This window comes from Bradyrhizobium sp. HKCCYLS3070, assembly GCF_051167575.1.
Lineage (GTDB): Bacteria > Pseudomonadota > Alphaproteobacteria > Rhizobiales > Xanthobacteraceae > Bradyrhizobium.
Genome location: NZ_JBNPTI010000003.1, coordinates 198,057 through 216,132 on the forward strand (window position 1 = coordinate 198,057; position 18,076 = coordinate 216,132).

The 18,076-nt window shown below is 64.2% G+C and carries 18 protein-coding genes; 12 read left to right on the plus strand and 6 right to left on the minus strand.

What is annotated here, in order from left to right; genetic code table 11:
* The first annotated feature begins 163 nt into the window (after positions 1 to 163).
* The 9 genes from ACQR03_RS13390 to ACQR03_RS13430 all read left to right on the plus strand — a co-directional run bounded on the left by ACQR03_RS13390 (position 164) and on the right by ACQR03_RS13430 (position 9,048).
* The gene (locus ACQR03_RS13390) at positions 164 to 760 is read left to right on the plus strand and encodes a nodulation protein NolW (RefSeq protein WP_315751844.1); all 597 of its coding nucleotides are present in this window, start codon (positions 164 to 166) and stop codon (positions 758 to 760) included.
* 61 nt (positions 761 to 821) lie between these two features.
* The gene (locus tag ACQR03_RS13395; protein WP_315751843.1) at positions 822 to 1,034 is read left to right on the plus strand and encodes a hypothetical protein; all 213 of its coding nucleotides are present in this window, start codon (positions 822 to 824) and stop codon (positions 1,032 to 1,034) included.
* 326 nt (positions 1,035 to 1,360) lie between these two features.
* Positions 1,361 to 1,813 (plus strand): hypothetical protein, encoded by a 453-nt coding sequence (locus ACQR03_RS13400; protein WP_315751842.1) that lies wholly within the window; start codon positions 1,361 to 1,363, stop codon positions 1,811 to 1,813.
* Between the two features lie 513 nt (positions 1,814 to 2,326).
* Positions 2,327 to 3,316, plus strand: coding sequence for a SctD/MshK family protein (locus ACQR03_RS13405; protein ID WP_316193238.1), 990 nt, complete (start codon positions 2,327 to 2,329; stop codon positions 3,314 to 3,316).
* 69 nt (positions 3,317 to 3,385) lie between these two features.
* Positions 3,386 to 5,386: a flagellar biosynthesis protein FlhA gene (locus ACQR03_RS13410; protein WP_315751840.1), complete on the plus strand. Its 2,001-nt coding sequence runs from the start codon at positions 3,386 to 3,388 to the stop codon at positions 5,384 to 5,386.
* A 76-nt stretch (positions 5,387 to 5,462) separates the two neighbouring features.
* Positions 5,463 to 6,155, plus strand: coding sequence for a tetratricopeptide repeat protein (locus ACQR03_RS13415; protein WP_315751839.1), 693 nt, complete (start codon positions 5,463 to 5,465; stop codon positions 6,153 to 6,155).
* A 2-nt stretch (positions 6,156 to 6,157) separates the two neighbouring features.
* A complete protein-coding gene (locus ACQR03_RS13420; RefSeq protein WP_434841465.1) occupies positions 6,158 to 7,504 on the plus strand; it encodes a type II and III secretion system protein family protein in 1,347 nt (448 codons plus the stop codon).
* Positions 7,501 to 8,148, plus strand: coding sequence for a hypothetical protein (locus ACQR03_RS13425; RefSeq protein ID WP_315751837.1), 648 nt, complete (start codon positions 7,501 to 7,503; stop codon positions 8,146 to 8,148). Before ACQR03_RS13420 ends, ACQR03_RS13425 begins: the two co-directional genes overlap by 4 nt.
* A 432-nt stretch (positions 8,149 to 8,580) precedes the next feature.
* On the plus strand, positions 8,581 to 9,048 hold the full coding sequence (locus ACQR03_RS13430) for a hypothetical protein (RefSeq protein WP_315751836.1): 468 nt from the start codon (positions 8,581 to 8,583) through the stop codon (positions 9,046 to 9,048).
* A 52-nt stretch (positions 9,049 to 9,100) separates the two neighbouring features.
* Here the strand turns inward: ACQR03_RS13430 and ACQR03_RS13435 are convergent, their stop codons facing one another.
* The 4 genes from ACQR03_RS13435 to ACQR03_RS13450 all read right to left on the minus strand — a co-directional run bounded on the left by ACQR03_RS13435 (position 9,101) and on the right by ACQR03_RS13450 (position 12,578).
* Positions 9,101 to 10,297 (minus strand): acyl-CoA dehydrogenase family protein, encoded by a 1,197-nt coding sequence (locus ACQR03_RS13435; protein WP_315751835.1) that lies wholly within the window; start codon positions 10,295 to 10,297, stop codon positions 9,101 to 9,103.
* Between the two features lie 95 nt (positions 10,298 to 10,392).
* A complete protein-coding gene (locus tag ACQR03_RS13440) occupies positions 10,393 to 11,406 on the minus strand; it encodes a formamidase (protein WP_315751834.1) in 1,014 nt (337 codons plus the stop codon).
* 133 nt (positions 11,407 to 11,539) lie between these two features.
* Positions 11,540 to 12,103: a TetR/AcrR family transcriptional regulator gene (locus ACQR03_RS13445; protein ID WP_315751833.1), complete on the minus strand. Its 564-nt coding sequence runs from the start codon at positions 12,101 to 12,103 to the stop codon at positions 11,540 to 11,542.
* A 13-nt stretch (positions 12,104 to 12,116) separates the two neighbouring features.
* Complete coding sequence (locus tag ACQR03_RS13450; protein WP_315715053.1) at positions 12,117 to 12,578, minus strand: nuclear transport factor 2 family protein; 462 nt, start codon at positions 12,576 to 12,578, stop codon at positions 12,117 to 12,119.
* Positions 12,579 to 12,856: 278 nt separating this feature from the next.
* Here ACQR03_RS13450 and ACQR03_RS13455 point away from each other — a divergent pair, with 278 nt between their 5' ends.
* Together ACQR03_RS13455 and ACQR03_RS13460 are read left to right on the plus strand one after the other, a co-directional pair.
* A complete protein-coding gene (locus ACQR03_RS13455) occupies positions 12,857 to 14,446 on the plus strand; it encodes an ATP-binding protein (RefSeq protein ID WP_315751832.1) in 1,590 nt (529 codons plus the stop codon).
* Between the two features lie 90 nt (positions 14,447 to 14,536).
* Entirely contained in the window at positions 14,537 to 15,097 is a 561-nt protein-coding gene (locus ACQR03_RS13460) for a hypothetical protein (protein WP_316202448.1), read from the plus strand.
* A 27-nt stretch (positions 15,098 to 15,124) separates the two neighbouring features.
* Here ACQR03_RS13460 and ACQR03_RS13465 read toward each other — a convergent pair whose 3' ends face one another.
* Both ACQR03_RS13465 and ACQR03_RS13470 read right to left on the minus strand, forming a co-directional pair.
* Complete coding sequence (locus ACQR03_RS13465) at positions 15,125 to 16,486, minus strand: UDP-N-acetylglucosamine-peptide N-acetylglucosaminyltransferase (RefSeq protein WP_316202449.1); 1,362 nt, start codon at positions 16,484 to 16,486, stop codon at positions 15,125 to 15,127.
* A gap of 152 nt (positions 16,487 to 16,638) precedes the next feature.
* Positions 16,639 to 16,908 carry a hypothetical protein gene (locus ACQR03_RS13470; RefSeq protein WP_315715049.1) on the minus strand — a complete coding sequence of 90 codons (270 nt, stop codon included), beginning with the start codon at positions 16,906 to 16,908 and terminating at the stop codon, positions 16,639 to 16,641.
* Between the two features lie 331 nt (positions 16,909 to 17,239).
* On the opposite strand from ACQR03_RS13470, the gene ACQR03_RS13475 reads away from it, so the two are divergent.
* Positions 17,240 to 18,061 carry an outer membrane protein gene (locus ACQR03_RS13475; protein ID WP_434841466.1) on the plus strand — a complete coding sequence of 274 codons (822 nt, stop codon included), beginning with the start codon at positions 17,240 to 17,242 and terminating at the stop codon, positions 18,059 to 18,061.
* Positions 18,062 to 18,076 lie beyond the last annotated feature (15 nt).

Consider the following 18,076-nt stretch of genomic DNA (forward strand, 5'->3'; position numbering starts at 1 on the left):
ACCGCTGTGATTGAATGAGATGAGCTGATAGCAACAAGTACATGTGAGTCTGCTCGTGGGTACGCGCGATCAACTACACGATTGCCACGATTGTTCCGCGACAAGGCCGCACGAAGGCCACGTTTTCCCATGCGACCCTTTGGCATCTCGGGTTCTGGTCCCATTGCGCAGCGGGGCTGCGATCGCGACCGTCTGCCTGACGCTCTCGGCGGCTGCAATCCACACCACGTCCGCAGACGCGGGTGAACCTGCTTGGCCAACCGAGTCCTACAGGTACACCATCGTCGACCAAGACCTTGGCAACGTTCTTCAGGAATTCGGACGAAATACCGGCCTGCGGTTAGAGGTGAGCCCGGAAGTACGGGGACGTGTGCGCGGGCCTCTGCCTGAACTCAAGGCAAGAGAATTCATCGAGCATCTATCCCGGAACTACGGACTCGACTGGTATTTCGACGGCTTCCGGATTTATGTCACTAGCAACAAGGAAGCTTCGAGCAGGCTCGTTCAACTCGGTGCCGTGCCGCTCCAGCGTCTCGAAGCCGCACTTCGCGATCTCGCGCTCTCCGACGCGCGATTCTCACTCAGATCCATCAAGCAGGCCGACATGGCCCTGGTCTCGGGTCCCCCGCAATACATCCAAGCGGTGGAGCGTACGCTCGCAGCACTGAAGCCTCGAGCTGACCAGCCATCGTCCGTCACCGTCTATCGCGGGGAGCACGTCCAAGTGGTCAAGCTCAACGCCCCAGGCGACGTGCCATGACGCAGATCAACGGGTTCGCAAGTCCTGCCAGATCGACCGGACGGATCAAAGGAGGGTCAGAATGGCCGTAGAAGCATCGAGCATGACGACCGCGATGGCAAGCGCCTCGAGCAGCAGCGAGGCAGTCTCGGCTGAGGATCAAGCAAAGTTCGAGGAGGCGTTTCTCAGCGCAATGCCGCAGGCGGCCGCGTTCATGCTCATGACTGTTGCTCAGGACGGTATTCAGGAGATGGCATCCGTTGGCGACGAGAATAGTGCAACCCCGGATCCGTGACGGAGCCTGCCGACTGACGCCTCGTTAGACCCTTTGCTCAGAACAAGACAGATAAGACATCGGATCGCAAACAAGGAGAGAGTTGCATGTCTAGGGTCAGCTCCCACGCATCATCCTCACGTGAAGCTCACACCGGTCACATGATGGGTCCGCACGGACACGCGTCGTCCTGGCCCGGCTTTGCAGGATTTCAGCCCACGCCCGGCGGGTCGTCAGCTCATCCGGCTCATCGCTGTGATGCGGGGGATTGGTGGCAGTCGTCGATGCCGCCCGCTTCGCAGCAGCAAGATCCGCGGACGTCTTCCATAGCATCGGACGTTCTTGGATTGGTCGCGGACGCAAAGACACCTGCAGACAAGGCGGCTCTGATCTCGGCGGCCATCAGCATCCTGAGGGGCGGACCGAGCCAGTGCGACGCGCGGAACAACGGCCGCGTTGCCAAGATCCTTGGTGACCTGACCCATCAGATCACGAATTCCACTGGGCCCAGCGATCCCGCCAAAGGTCAGCTGCTCGACGGGATCGCGAAGATCCTGAAGCAACTCGTGTCCGGCCCATCCCATCAACCCGGCGCGAACAGCTCGATACTCAAGACGCTGAATCAGCTCGTCAGCCAAGTCTCAGAGGCAAAGGGCCTTGACCAAGCGACGAAGAACAACATCCTCGACAAGCTTTCCTCGATCATTCTGCAACTCGCGGATTCAAGCTCGGGATCGCCATGCGACCGCTCCGCGGGACACCTCTCGGCCGACAACCATATCACCGACAGAGCTGAGTAAAGCAACGAGGCCTCATTCTCGCAACGCGACGAGGGCGATGAGACCAGGACGTTGAAGGAAGCGCGAGAGGCGTACCTCGCAAGGTGCGCCTCGGGACGGGATCCAAGCCGCCGCTTCAGCCGAGAGGTGATCAGCGTGGACAACGCTAACGATCACTTCCCGGCTGGAGGGCATTCCCCGACAGCCCAATCCTCAACGCAACACGAACATAGAGAGATAAAGCGATGTCCCATTCAACAGGCTCCGTTTCTTCGACGACGTCATCGAACTCGAGCATCGATAGCGCGATCGCGAAGATGAAGAGTGCCTTCGACGAAGCGATCAAGACGAATGCCGAGATCACGACCAAGAAGACGCACTGGGGATCGATCGAGACGGTCGCGCAGCAGCGCCCGAACGTCGGCTGATCCAGCGATCGCCCTCGGACAGCTACCAACCGCTTACGGCACGGGGCGTTCGTACCGAGCGCTCCGCTGCCAACATGGCTGCTAGGCCCTGATGGAGAGGCAGAGAATGCCGGCATCACCGTCCCCATTCGAACTCACAATCCGATCGGGCCTTCATGCCGGGGTCCGGCAAGAACTCGACGCCGGGACCTATCTGGTGGGTCACTCGATGGACGCCGATGTCGTTCTCATGGATGACTGTCTGGCTCCTTTGCACGCGCGGTTCGCGCTAGAGGCGGACTGTTGCGAAATCGAAGGCACCGCAGATAATGTTCTGCTGAACGGCACCCTGCTCGGTGCCGGAGAAGCACGGATCAGTCGTTATCCGGCCGATGTCGTTCTGAATGGAATTCAGCTCCGCTTCACCCGCAAGCGCAGAACGACCCGCTCTACCTTCTTGAGGTATGGACTCGGCACCGCCGCGATCCTGGTCTGTCTAGCCCTGCTTCTGCAGGGATTTCCCGCTGGTGCGGACAAGGTGCCCGGCGATGGCGGCTATGCCACAGCTGAGCGGCTGAGATCCCCCCGCTGCGACTCCGACTGTTCGACGAAATATCCGAGCAGGCACGCGCCCAATTCGCCCGCCCCCACCCTTACCCCCGCACGACTGCCCGGCCAGGACAGAACGGGACGGGCCGGCGCGGAGCCCGGCGCGCCGGTGGCGGATTTGAACAGCGCGGCGGACGCGCTGCGCCAGCGATTGCTGACTGCGGGCCTCACGACCGTCGAGATTGTCAGCGACTCAAACGCCATCACGGCGAGAGGAAGCATTGAACCCGCGGCGTTAGGCAGGTGGCGCGACATTGAGCGATGGTTCGACGGCACGTTCGGCATTGCCATCGTGTTGACGAGCCAGGTCGAGGCGAAATCTGTAAAGCGTAGCGCCCCTTTGACCGTTCAGGCGATTTGGGCCGGAAATGGGCCGTATGTCATTGATGGACGCGGTCAGAAGCTGTTCGCAGGCGCCGTTATCAGCGAAGGGTGGATCGTCGATCGAATCGAACAAGACCGGGTCGTATTGCGTCGCGGCGCAGACCTGCTCGCCGTGAGCTTGTAAGACCATGCCGCTCTGCGTTTCGATCAATGTGACGAAGGTTTCGATCCCGCTTGGATGGAACCGCAAACTATGACGGCCATTGTCGAGAGCTTGACCCGCTGGTCGAACGACAAGCGCGAGCTTCTCGTCGTCATCCTGATCGTCACCACGATCACGGCGATGATCCTGCCGATTCCGACGGCGCTCGTCGACGTCATGGTGTCCGTCAACATCGGCGCGTCGATTCTGCTGCTGATGGTGGCGTTCTACTTGAACGCCGCGGTCGAATTCTCCGCACTTCCGGCAATCATTCTCATATCCACGGTGTTCCGGCTCTCGATTTCCATCACCATTACGCGCCTAGTGCTCAGCCAGGCCGATGCCGGGTCCATCGTTCAGACCTTTGGCGAGTTCGTCGTTTCCAGCAATGTCGTGGTTGGGCTCGTGGTGTTCCTGATCATCACGATCGTCCAGTTCGTCGTCATCACCAAAGGATCTGAACGGGTCGCCGAAGTTGCTGCCCGATTCACGCTCGATGCGCTGCCGGGTAAGCAGATGAGCATCGATGCCGACCTTCGCAATGGCGACATCAACCAGGCCGAGGCCCGGCGCCGCCGACGCCGGCTGGAGCGCGAGAGCCAGCTCTACGGAGCGATGGACGGCGCCATGAAGTTCGTCAAAGGTGATGCGATCGCCGGTCTCATCATCATCGCCGTCAACCTCGTTGGCGGCATCGTTGTCGGCACCGTGCAGCATAGGCTGCGCATCAGCGAAGCGATCCAGCTCTACTCGTTGTTGACGATCGGCGACGGCTTGGTCTCCCAAGTCCCGGCGCTGTTCGTGTCGATGGCGGCGGGAACGGTCGTGACCCGGGTTGCGACAGAAGCGCCGAGCAATCTTGGTTCCGAGATCATGGAGCAGATCACGTCGCAGCCGCAATCCCTGCAGCTGGCCGGTCTCATGATGCTCGGGCTGGCGTTCGTACCGGGTTTTCCGGCGCCGATTTTCCTTTTTATGGCCACCGTGTTCGGCGGCTCCGGCGTTGCGATGCTCTTGGCTCGACGGCGAGCCCAACGAACCTCCGGCACGGCGCAACCGTCCGACCCGTCAGAGCCCACGAGAAGTTCGCGGATCGCTATCCCGGCGGCCAAGTCTGCACCGATCATGATCCTCGCGGAAGCCGCCTTGTGCGATGAACTGCGGAGAGCCGGCATTCATGATCGGATCAGGCGGACGCGACAGGACGTGGCAGACTGGCTCGGATGCGCCTGTCCAGGGGCGGCAGTCGACGAAAGCAGCGCCCTGGCGCCCGGTCATTTCAGGATCGAGCTGCATGGCGTGCCTCTTCTGCTCTCGTCCGGTGAACTGGATCAGCCGGCAACCCGAACGGCGGGGGGAGCGGCCATCTCCGCAGTCGATGCCGAGCTGCGGCGCGTTCTTGTCCGCTATGCGCCGGAGTTCCTCGGCATACAGGAGACCAAGCGCCTGCTCAACCAGTTAGAGGCTGACTACGCCGACTTGGTGCGCGAGGCCTTGCGTGTGGTCCCTACACAGCGCATCACCGATGTCCTTCGCCGGCTGCTCGACGAGCGGGTCTCCATCCGCAATCTGCGGCTGATTCTTGAGACGCTGGCCGAGTGGGGAATGCGGGAGCAGAGCAGCGTCATGCTGGTCGAGCACGTGCGGCTGGCGCTGCGCCGGCAGATCTGCTTCGAAAGCTCAGGCTTTGATCGGACCTTGCGCTGCTTCGTGCTTGATCGACAGACAGAGGAAGCGATCCGAACGGCAGTGCACGCCCTCGATGAAAACGCTCAGACGTCTCTCGATCCTGCCGTCAGCACGCGCCTGCTTGATGCGTTGACCCGGCAGCTTGCCGACGTCGATCATCTTGCCGCATCGCCGAGTATTGTACTGGCCTCCGCCGACCTGCGCCGGGTGGTCTGGACGCTGCTTGCGCCGTCCGGTCTCAATGTGGTCGTGCTCTCCTATCAGGAAATCTCAAAGGATTTTCGGGTCGAGCCGATCGCCGTCCTTGGATTGGATGAATCACGCGAGCAGGCTGAACCTTTCCCGATCTCGGCGATGCAATGAACCAGTCAACCCGCGACGACACCTGCGAGGTTTCGAGACTTGAACTATAAGACAGTGCAATATCCGTAGGAAGTACATGCGTAGCTCTGAAGGCCGGGAAACCGCGTTCAACAACCATCTGAAACCAAGTGCCGGTGTTTGCAGGCGAATGGCGCTGGCTGGCAGCATCGCCGGTCTGCTCTGCGCCTGTTCGTCGCTGAGCCCAGACATTGGCGGACCGGTGCCGACGCCCACGACCGCACCCGCCTCGGTCGAGGGTCGCAATCTCCCGGCCTCCACGGCAACCGCAGCAGCTCCCGCCAACCAAGTCGCCGGGATGGAAGACAAGGACGATCGAATCAGAAAAGCGCGAAGCGAGCTCGCCAGACATCAAGCCGAGCCCGCCCTGGCAATCTTCACCAGCGTGCTCACCTCGGACCCCGAGAACATTCCGGCGCTCAACGGCCTCGGAGTGGCTCTCGACATGCTCGGCCGCCATGACGAAGCTCAGACAGCCTATCGTCAGGTGCTCGCAATCGCTCCCGCCGACATGATCGCAAGCAACAATCTGGGCCTGTCGCTTACCTTGACGGGCCGGTACGCCGACGCGATGACGGTTCTGCGGCCGATCGCGCTCGGTGAGAGCGCCTCGCCTCGTGCACGCCAGAACCTCGTGATCGCTATGGCGCTGAGCGGAGATCGCGATGGCGCCGCCAAGCTTGCGCGGGTCGACCTTCGGGAAGAGGACGTGAGGCTCAATCTCGAGATGCTCTCGGCGATGCGGCGCTGACGATGGGACCGTTTCGAATTTCGCCATCCGCCTGGCTGACCTCGATCGTGGTGATCCTTACGATGCTGGTTCATTGCGCGCCGGCATCATCCAATGCGCGGCAACAGGTGCGGATCTACGCGTCTCAGGGCGAGATGCTGACCTTGCCCCGTCCGGCTTCCAAGGTCTTCGTCGCCGAGCCGGCTGTTGCGGACGTCCAGGTCGCGGCCGCCAACCGCGTCTTCGTTTTCGGCAAAAAGCCCGGCCGTACGACGCTCTTCGCGCTCGACGATTCCGGCGCGACCGTCGCGACGTTCCGGATTGCGATTGCCTATGACGAGAGTGATCTACGGCAGCTGCTGCGAGCTCAATTCGCAGACCTCGACGTCAGGCTGTCGCGGACGCCGCGCGGCGCGGTGCTGAGCGGGCTGGTGCCCAACGCCGACACCGCCGAGAAGGTCCGCTCCACCTGCGCGCAGTTCCTCGGCGAGGACGAGGTGCTGCTCAATCAGTTGAAGATCGGCGGTAGCACGCAGGTGAACCTGCGGGTCCGTATTGCCGAAGTCTCGCGCAACGCGGTGAAGCAACTCGGCGTCAACTGGGAGGCCGCAGGCTCGGCCGGTGGTTTCAGCTTTGGGCTCTCGTCGGCGGCCTCAGGGAGAATCAATACGCCGGCAAACGGCAGCTACAGTGTGACTGCCATCGTGGATGCGCTCGCTCAGGAGGGACTGGTTTCAATCCTGGCAGAACCGACGCTCACCGCTGTTTCGGGTCAGAAGGCGAACTTCCTGGCAGGCGGCGAATTTCCGATCCCCGTCGCCCAAGGGCTGGACCGCATCTCGATCGACTTTCGTCGCTACGGCGTGGGACTGGAGTTCACACCGACGGTGCTCTCCGATCGTCTGGTCAACCTGCAGGTCAAGCCCGAGGTCAGCGAGCTCTCGAACGAAGGCGCCCTGATCATGAACGGCGCCCGCGTCCCGAGCCTGATTACCCGGCGGGCGGAGACCACAGTCGAGCTCGGCAGCGGGGAGAGCTTCATAATCGCCGGACTGCTGCAGAACAAGTTCAATACCGGCCTGGACATGTTGCCGGGGCTGGGCGACCTGCCGGTACTGGGGGCTCTGTTCAGGTCGACACAGTTCCGGAAGAACGAATCCGAACTGATCATCATCGTCACACCGACAATCGTTCGCCCGATCGGCGAATCGGCACGCATACCGGTCCCGACCGACTTCGTCGGGCCGCCTTCCGAGCTCGAGCGCATCATATTCGGCCGTCTTGGAACGACCCGCCCCGGGGCAGGCCCGATCGAGGTGCCGGTGCCGGGCCGGAGATTGCGTGGCGATGCCGGCTTCCTGATCGAATGACGGTCCTCCAAGGAGCGATAAACATGGCACCGATCAGAAGCGGCCTCGCCATCGCCCTCGCGGTGCTGGCTGCAGGCTGCGCTGTGGACCGGACGGCACCGCCACCGCAGCTCGCAGGTGAGACCGTTCATTACGTCTACGATGTACCTGCAGGACGCTGTTCTGCGGCGAGCTCCGGCGTCGAACACTTCGTGGCCGCGACGGCGAATGGCCGCCCTGAAAGCGTCCGTGCCTGGATCGAAGGACCGCCGGGGCCATGCACGGCGGCGATCGAGCATTCCATCATCCGAGCCGGCGTGGATCGCTCCCACGTCAGGCACGACGTTGCCTCGGCAATGCACCACGCGACGCGTGTTCACATCGATCGCCTGCTCATCAGCTCCGTTCGCTGCCATCTGTCGGATGGCTTCAATCGCGGCATCTTCGCCGACAATGCTGCCGATCCGGCCCTCGGCTGCAGCACGGCTGCGGCCTTTGGCGGCATGGTTGCGGATCCGGAGGATCTTCAAGCCGGAAAAGGACGCAGCCGCGCCGAAGGGGAACCGGCCACCCGCGCGGTCGCGAATTTGCGCGGGGAGCAGCCAACCCGTGCCGAACCAACCGGCGAGGACCGCCCGCAGACCACGGCTCATCCCGCGCAATGATTGTTCAAGCCGAAGAGCTCAGCCGTCGCCATTCCGACCTGGAGAGACCTCAGCGTCGCACGTTGCTCAAGGATAAAGCGGAAGCGATGGTGCCGTTGATCCGCAGATTTCTTGATCGCAAGCCCTCGGAGAGCTCAAATATTTTCCTGCGAAAGAGGTCGGGAGCGAAGTATCCAGAGGAGGTACGCCTCCGACTTCCACTTGAAGACGCGGTCGGGTTCGAGACAGCGGATCTCGACGTCGCAGCGTCACGGCGCGCTGGCTCAGCTACCAAGTTGTACGTGTTGGACTACGCGGCTAAGTCACTCTCTCCCTCGGTCTCTTCGAGTTCACTGCACGAAGACGTCGCTCCCCCCCCCCAAAGGACTCTTTTTCGAGCCTGTCCGCGGCGACATAGATGACATCGGCTTTTGCAGCGGCCTGGATCGGGCTTTGACGCAGCGACCGCCGCGCCACGACATCGTCCCTTACAATCGCATGTGTTCGGACCGCTTCTTCTCTTTTCGGCCGGACGAGAGCGGCAGCGCACTGGGCAGCGTCGAGGTGAAGGAGGCACTGGTCTACGATCAGTACATGCGCGGCGACATCGACTTCACGGGCTTCAGGGTGACCATCTCGCTACGAGAGCAGGCCTGCCAAGCCTATCTGAGTCACGTCGGCATGCGGCAACCTGAGCTGCGCGATCGCGAGTCCTGGGATGGCCGCCTTCTCTTCCGCATCCCCTCGCGTCCTTTCGCGTTTCCCATGCCGCGCGGAAACTCCGATCCGTGGACGTTCGGAAAACGGGTGGTCGCCCCATTGCAGGCGATCGCTCGGTTCGCCTTCGACGAGATCGAAATCCAACTGCTGCGTGACGACCGAGGCCGCCGCGTGACCATGGGCGAGGCTGCGTGCGACTGAGATCCCGGCTGGCAGGCGCCCTTGCGTCTGCGGGCCTGACGCGCAGCGCGCCTCAGCCACGCACCACGCCGGCCCGCGCCTTCAGGAACTCGCGCGCGACGATCAGCTTCTGCACTTCGGTCGCGCCTTCATAGATGCGCAGCGCGCGGATCTCGCGGTAGAGGCTCTCCACGATCTCGCCCTTGCGGACGCCGCGGCCGCCGAACATCTGCAGGGCACGGTCGATGACGCGCTGGGCGGTCTCGGTGGCCGTGAGCTTGGCCATCGCGGCCTCGCGCGTGGTCGGCAGCTTCTGCACGTCGCGGCGCCAGGCCGCGCGGTAGGTCAGGAGCGCGGCGGCATCGGTCTCGGTCGCCATCTCGCCGAACGCCGCCTGCGTCATCTGCAAGTCCGACAACGTGGCGCCGAACATCTTGCGGCTCTGCGCATGCGCCTGCGCCTCGTCGAGCGCGCGACGGCCGAAGCCGAGGGCGGCGGCCGCCACTGAGGCGCGGAAGATGTCGAGCGTCTGCATCGCCAGCTTGAAGCCGCCGCCCGGCGCGCCGAGCCGGCGGCTGGCCGGGATGCGACAATTCTGCAGACGGAGTGTCGCCAGGGGATGCGGTGCGATCACCTCGATGCGCTCGGCGACCGAGAACCCGGGATCATCGGGAAACACGACGAAGGCGGAGATGCCGCGCGCGCCGGGCGCCTCGCCGGTGCGGGCGAACAGCGTGTAGACGTCGGCGATGCCGCCATTGGAAATCCAGGTCTTCTCGCCATCGAGCACGTAAGTATCGCCGTCCAGCCGCGCCGTGCAGGTCATCGCGGCGACGTCGGAGCCCGCCTCCTTCTCTGACAGCGCGAAGGCCGCGAGCCATTCGCCGGCGCGCACCTTGGGCAGCACACTGGCGCGCAGCTCCGGCGAGCCGCCGAGTGCGATGGCGCCGGAGCCAAGTCCCTGCATGGCGAAGGCGAAATCGGCCAAACCGTCGGCATAAGCGAGCGTCTCGCGCGACAGGCAGATCGCGCGTGAGTCGATCGCGCCGGCATCCGCGTCGGGCGCCACGACGGCGCTGTCGAGCAAGCCTGCGGCACCAAGCGCGCGAACGATCTTGCGGCAGGCGGTGTCGACATCGCCGTGATCGACGTCGTCGAGAACGCCCGAGCCGACGAAGCGGTCGAGCTGGTCGCACAGAGCGCGGTGACGCGACTCGAAGAACGGCCAGTCGAGCCAGTCGCGGGGGATCACCTTCGCCGAAACACTCATGACAAGACCTGTCCGCCAATTATTTTAAGTATAAAATACTTGGCGGAGGATCGATCTGTCAAGCTTGCGGCGGCCGGGCGCGCCGCCGCATTCGCTCACTCCGCCGCCCTGCCGAGCTTGCCGAAGGCGCGTGTCGGGGCCGGGAAGCCGCAGGAGGTGCCGTCGGTGACCTTGACCTGGTCCTCCCACGGCAGCCGGTAGGTGCCGGCGACCATGTCGTGCATGAAGGTGTAGGGACAATCCATCGCGCCGCCCTTCACTGCGACATAGCCGCGATGCCAGAGCTGATAGATGTTGTTCTCGACGCCCCAGTTGATGCGGGCCTCGCGCACGAGATCGGGGCGCACCTCGGCGGTGATGATCTCGTCGGCGCGCCCCGTCGTGCCGTGCGCGATGATGCTGCCGTCGAAATTGACGATCATGCCCTCGCCCATCGAATCGAACGAGCCGTCGGAGCCGCACATGCAGACATTGGCCGTCACCATCAGGTTCTGGAACGCATTGGCTTGGTTGGTGAAGCGCCAGCTGTCGCGGATCGGCGCGGTGTAGCCGGCGGTGCGAATCATGATTTCGGCGCCCTTGTAGGCGCATTCCCGCGCCATCTCCGGGAACATGCCGTCATGGCAGATGATGAGCGCGATCTTGGCGCCGCGCGGTCCCTCGATCACGGGTATGCCGAGATCGCCGGGCTCCCACGGCTCGACCGGAATCCACGGATGCAGCTTGCGGTAATACAGCTTGATGTCGCCGTGGTCGTCGATGATCAGACCCGAATTGTAGGGGTTGCCGTCGGGGTTGTGCTCCATGATCGAGAAGCAGCCCCAGATCTTGTTGTCGATGCAGGCCTGCCTGAACGCGGCGACCTCCGGCCCGTCGAGCCGGCACATGATCTCGGGATTGGTGTCCATCGACAGCCCGTGTAGCGAGTATTCCGGGAACACCACGAGATCCATGGTGCCGAGATTCCGCCGGGCCTTGCCGACCATCCAGACGATCTTCTCGGTCTGCCGCGCGAGGTCGTCCTTGCTCACAACGACCGGCAGCTGCAGCTGCACCAGGCCGATGACCACGCCGTTGTCGGATTTATTGAGACCGCCTAACCCGTTCATGCCGGACCTCCCTGGATGTCGCCGCTGCTCGAGACGTTGCTCGAGACAACCACGATTTCACGAGGGCCGCGCGCTGATATTTCAGCCCGCCATTTGCCGCTTGCTGAGGCAGCGGTCGCCGGCGCTTCGGGAGTCAGACGCCGGATGATCGTTGCAGGCGCGCTTGGAACCGCGTCAGCGCGCGGCCGAAAACGGCCGCCTCACCGGTTGCGCGCGCCAGCACCAGTGCACCCTGGATGCCGAGCACCACCTCCTCGGCGCCGTCGGCGGCCTGTGCCGCCGGCCAGCCGTCGCGGATCAGCGCATCGCGCAAGGCCTCGATCCAGCGTGTGAAGTAGCTGGCGATGGCGGCGGCGAAGCGATCCCGCGTCTCGTCGAGCGCGAACGCCCCGACGAGGCAGACGCGTCGGCCGGAACGGAAGTAGTCGTCGACGCCACTCCACATCCGCGCGATCGACTGCTCCGGCGGATCATCGCGCAGCGGCGCATAGATCTCGCGCTCGAACCAGGCGTCGACATGCGCCAGCACCGCCCGCCCCATCTCGTCCTTCCCGCCTGGAAAGAAGTGATAGAGGCTGCCTTTGCCCAATCCCGTCATCTCGGTGATCCGGCTGAGCGAGGTGCCCTCGAAGCCGAACTCGCGGAACACCTCGGCAATCAGCGGGATGACGTCGGCGCGCTCGTTGAGCGTCCGCATGGCTCTCCCTGCGTCAAAGTCCCAAGTCGGTCAGTCCGGGATGATCGTCCGGCCGGCGCCCGAGAGGCCAGTGGAATTTGCGATCGACCGCCTTGATCGGCAGGTCATTGATGCAGGCGTAACGGCGCTGCATCAGCCCCTGCGCGTCGAACTCCCAGTTCTCGTTGCCGTAGGAGCGAAACCAGTTGCCGCTGTCGTCGTGCCACTCATAGGCGAAGCGCACCGCGATCCGGTCATCGCTGTGGGCCCAGATCTCCTTGATCAGGCGGTAGTCGAGCTCCTTGGCCCATTTGCGGGAGAGGAAGGCGACGATCTCGGCGCGGCCGGTGATGAACTCGGCCCGATTCCGCCACCGGCTGTCGGGGGTGTAGACCAGCGACACGCGCTCGGGGTCGCGGCTGTTCCAGCCATCCTCGGCCATGCGCACCTTCTGGGTGGCTGTCTGCAGCGTGAACGGCGGGGCGAGAGAGCTCACGGGACATCTCCTTGTGTACTGTATAGTACAGATTATACCGATCGGTACACATCGTCAAGCCTCAGGTGTCGAGCGGAGCTCCAGGCACGGCTCGGCCGTGCGCAATCCGCGTCGACGCGCGAGGGCCTACTATCCCTGCGGTGCCCCTCTACCAAATGTGCGCGTCGCGACAGTCAGGACCCTTGTGTGCTCAACGGAAATTCGATGATCTGCTAAGGGAACCGACCGCGCCGCGGGGGCGACACGGTCCGTCGGCCACACTTTTGGGGATATCGGACATGTCGATGCTCACGCCGCATGGCGAGTGCCTGCTGTGGACACCTGAGCTGATCTGGGTGAACACGGTGTCCGACATCCTCATCTCCTTCGCCTTCTTCACCATCGCGTTCGTGCTCGCCTTCATCGTCTATCGCCGCCGCGACTTTCAGTTCAGCTACATCTTCTGGGCCTTCGCGCTGTGGGTGTCCGTCTGCGGGCTGACACGGCTGATCGAGGTGCTCACGATCTGGGTTCCGGCCTACAGCCTGGAGGCGGCCACCAAGGGCTTCCTGGCCTTCCTGTCGGTCGGCATCGCCGCCGCGCTGTTGCTGCTGCTGCCGCGGGTGCTGACGATGCCGTCCCGCGCCGAGCTGCGGAACGCCTATGCGCAACTCGAGGAGGAGACGCGGCAGCGGCGCAGTGCGGAAGCCATGGTCCGGCGGTTCCAGGAGATCGAGGCCACGGAGGCGCAGGTGCGGCAGGCGCAGAAGATGGAGGCGATCGGCCAGCTCACCGGCGGCGTCGCCCACGACTTCAACAACATCCTCACCGTGATCACCGGCACCATCGAGATCCTGGCCGAGGCGGTCAAGGACCGGCCGCAGCTGGTGCAGATCACCAGCCTGATCAACTCGGCGGCGGCGCGCGGCGCCGACCTGACGAAGCACCTGTTGGCGTTCGCCCGCCGCCAGCCGCTGCAGCCGCGCAGCGTCGACATCAACGGCATGGTGGTCGACACCGCGCGCCTGCTGCGCCGGACGCTCGGCGAGCAGATCGAGATCGAATCCATGCTGGCGCACGATTCGGCGCCGGCGATGATCGACCCCAGCCAGCTGTCGACCGCGATCCTGAACCTCGCGCTCAACGCGCGCGATGCCATGCCGGACGGCGGCAAGCTGACCCTGGAAACCAAGAACGTCCTGCTCGACGCCGCCTATGCGCGCATGAACCCGGAGGTGATCCCCGGCAACTACGTGATGATCGCGGTCAGCGACACCGGCGAGGGCATTCCCGCCAACCTGCTCGACAAGGTGTTCGAGCCGTTCTTCACCACCAAGGACGTCGGCAAGGGCGTCGGCCTCGGCCTCAGCATGGTCTACGGCTTCGTCAAGCAGTCCAACGGTCACATCAAGATCTACAGCGAGCCGGGGCACGGAACCTCGGTCAAGCTGTACCTGCCGCAGGCCAATGCCGATGCCGATGCGGCACTGTCGACCATCGGCGCCGAGGGCATGGAGCGCGGCGACGAGACGATCCTGATCGTCGAGGACGATTCGCTGGTGCGCGAATATGTCATCGCCCAGATCAAGCGGCTCGGTTACACGACGCTCGCGGCCAGCAAGGCCGACGAGGCGCTGGCGCTGATCGACAGCGCGACGCGGATCGATCTTTTGTTCACCGACATCATCATGCCCGGCGGAATGAACGGCCGCCAGCTCGCGATCGAGGCGCTGAAGCGGCGTCCCAGCCTCAAGGTGCTGTACACGTCGGGCTATACGGAGAACGCGATCGTTCACCACGGCCGCCTCGATGCCGGTGTGCTGCTGCTCACCAAGCCGTATCAGAGCGCCGATCTCGCACGCATGCTGCGGACCGCACTGAACTCTTGACCGTGCGATGCGCGACGCATGATCCGGCCTGCGGGCGCGCGCGTTTCCGGGCCGGTGATGCGCACCTTCTTGCGGAGCTGAGGGACTTGAATGGCTGAGATGTTTTCACGCGGGCTGGCCGCCGTGCAGGCCTATGCGTCGGCCGATGACCCGCAGTCCGACATCGCCGCCAAGGTCGCGCTGATCATCGTCTCCAACCAGCCGTTCTATCCGCTCTATCTCCATGCTATCGTGGGCGCGGCGGCGTGGCCGGCCTGGCTGACGCTGCTCACGACGCCATTGTTCGCCAGCGTGCCGATGCTCGCGCGGCGCAATCCGTTCGCCGGCCGCGCCTTGATGGTCCTGACCGGCACGGCCAACACGGTGTTCTCCGTCAAGCTGTTCGGCGCGCAGAGCGGCGTCGAGCTGTTCCTGCTGCCTTGCGCCCTGCTCGGCGCGCTGCTGTTCCGGCCAGCGGAGCGCCTGATGTCGTTGCCTTTGCTGGGACTGCCATTCGTGTCCTATCTGCTGATCGATGCCCGCCTTGGCGCGCCGCTGATGAAGGTCGCCAACTCCAATTACGGGTCGCTCGTCGCAATCAACGCGACCAGCGTCGGCGCGCTGACGGCCCTGATCGGGATCCTCGCTGCCGGACGCATGGCGACGCAGTAAGGCGCAGCAGGCCCGCCTCGTCCCTGCTCAAGACTTCGACGCCCAGATCGGCCCTGGCGCGCCGCCGCTGCTGCGGCGGTGCCACATCTGGTCGTAGAGATCCTGCAGCGACCGGGCATAGGCGGCAGCGTCGAACAGCGGCGCGGCCGGCCGGTTGCGCCAGAGCCTGGCCTTGGCCGCCTGCAGCAGATCCGGCTCGGCGGCGAGCGTCAGCGCCACCGCCAGATAGTCGGCCTCGTCCGACGCAATGAGCTCGGGACATCCGACCGCATGTAACAGGCTGCCAGCCACCCGCGAGGCAAACGTATCCCCGGCGCAGCTCACGATCGGCACGCCGGCCCACAGCGCGTCGCTCGCCGTGGTGTGGGCGCCATAGGGCGCGGTGTCGAGCACGAGATCGGCGAGCTGGAGCCGGCGCAGATGCTCGCCTTGCGTCGTTTCCGGCGCGAACACCAGGCGACCGGGCGCCACGCCGCGCCGAAGCGCCTCGCCGCGCAGATTGCCCTCGGCCCGATCGGACGCCAGCAGCCACAGCACGCTGTCCGGCGTCGCGTCGAGCAGGCGGCACCACAGGTCGAACACCGCGGGCGTGAACTTGTAGGCCTGGTTGAAGCAGCAGAACACGATGCCGGCGTCCGGCAGGCCCACCTCCGCACGGGTCGGCGCCGGGCCCAGCGCCGCCCGGCCGTGCGGCTGGTACGAATGCGGCATGTAGGCAAAACTCTCCGAATAATCGCCCGCAACGGCCAGCGGCGTCATGAACGGATCGGTGATGATGTAGTCGCAGATGTCGCCGCCCAGCGTCCCGGGATAGCCGAGGAAATTCACCTGGACCGGCGCCGGATGCAGCATCAGGATGCCGGTCCGGGCGCCGCGCGTATAGCCCTTGAGGTCGACCAGAATATCGATCTGCGCGGCATGCACCGCGGCCGCAGCGGCGCTGTCGCTCAGCGCGGTCACATCATGGAAGCCGTCGAAGACGGCGTGCAGCCGGCCCCGCATGGCGCCGCGATCGTCGGCGCCGAACGAGAACGCATGCAGCTCGCAGCGATCGCGGTCATGCGCCTCGAGCGCTTCGATCAGCAGATGCGCCGTGGCGTGGTCGTGGAAGTCGTTTGAAAGGTATCCGACACGAAGCTTGTCGCGGAATGTCAGATCGAAGCGAAAATCCAGCCGCGCCCGCTCGGCGCTGCTGGCGACGATCCGGTCGCGGGTCCACAGCTCGGAGCAAAGGCGATGCTCGCCGGCGCTCATGCCGGGCACCGATAGCAGCAGGAATGGCGGAATTTGCCCCGATCGCGCCTGCGCCAGCAACAGCCGGGCATCGGTCGACGACCGGGCGAAATCGTCCCAGGCACACATGCCGCGGTCGCGCCCGAGCGATCTCATTCAGGTCCATCGATGGCGGAGCTGACATCAGACCCAGCAAGTCCTGCGCCAGACCCCGGCCTGCAGATGAAATGGAGACGCGCTGTGACAACTCCCTCGCTGTCGCTCGGGCGCCGATCGCGCCGCAGGAATGACGCGCTGTGCCCGAAGAACTACGCGGCCGCCATCTGCCGGTGCGACGGCCGGTAGGAGCCCCCGTGATGGCCGATATTGTAGTTGATGTTCGCCGGCGGTTGCGACGGTGCCTGGCGAGCGACGAAATAATCCTCGAGCTCGGCGACCGCACGGCTTTCCCATTCGGCCGCCTGCGCCAGCAGCGAGTCACGCTGATGTGGGCGAAATGCCGCAGTCTGGCGGTACAAGGAGGCGATGGTCCGATAGCGCCGCACGTTCTCGAGAACCGCTTCCCCATTCATCATCATGATGCTCTCCCCTCTCCGTCCCCCAGGACGCGCCGAAGGTGCACGCGCCCGATTTGCGAAATCGTTAGCGGGCAAGACCGCGTGCCCGGATGGTTGGCGAATCCTTGACTAACGCGGTGCGGCCGATTGTCCGCTTCGTCGAAACGGCTCGGTATCAGTTGACCGCCTCGTCGGATTTACAATGACTTAAGGTTAAGACCACACGCGCGGAAAGTGACGCCGTCACAGATACTTACGCTCACGAGTGTTGTAGTTGGACTACAGCCTAATCGGCCGAATTGTGAGAAAAGCTTGTCTCAATGTTGCTGATTTTGATTGAGGATTGTGACCGATGAAAACCCTTGCCTCAGCCGTCTCTTTGCTCCTCGCCAGCTCGCTCGGCGCATTCGCCGCGGATCTGCCGGCCCGCTACACCAAGGCGCCTCCTCCGGCCGCGATCTACAATTGGACCGGCTTCTACTTCGGCGGCAGCGTCGGCTACGGCTGGGGCCGGTCGAACTTGAACACGACGCTGGACCAGACCAGCAGCTGGGCGGTCGAGGGCGCCGCCTTCCAGAATGAGTTCGTCAACATCAGCAACAACCGGCTCAATCCGGCCGGCGTGCTCGGCGGTCTCCAGGCCGGCTACAACTGGCAGAGCGGCGCCGGCGTCTTCGGCATCGAGGCCGACATCAACGGATCGGACCTCAACAAGCGGACGGTTTACACGGCGGCCAACCCGCCCACGACCCGCACCTTCAACGAGAGCATCCGGAACGACTGGTTCATGACCCTGCGCGGCCGCGCCGGTTACGCGGTCGATACGACGCTGTTCTACGTCACTGGCGGTCTCGCGGTCGGCAATGTCAAGGGCAGCTGGGATCTGACCTCGGCAAACGGCTACACCAAGACCGCCTCGGCCAACGAGACCCGGGTCGGCTGGACCGTGGGCGCGGGTGTCGAGCATGCGTTCGCACCGAACTGGACCGTCAAGGCAGAGTATCTCTACACCGACCTCGGCAGCATCAACTACACCTCGGCCTACGTCCCGGGCAGCACCTTCGCCCCGCCCGGCTCGAACTACGTCGAGCGCCTGTCCCAGGACTTCTCATTCCACACGGTCCGGGTCGGCGTGAACTACAAGTTTGGCGGCCCGGTGGCCGCGCGCTACTGATCGCCGCCATCCATA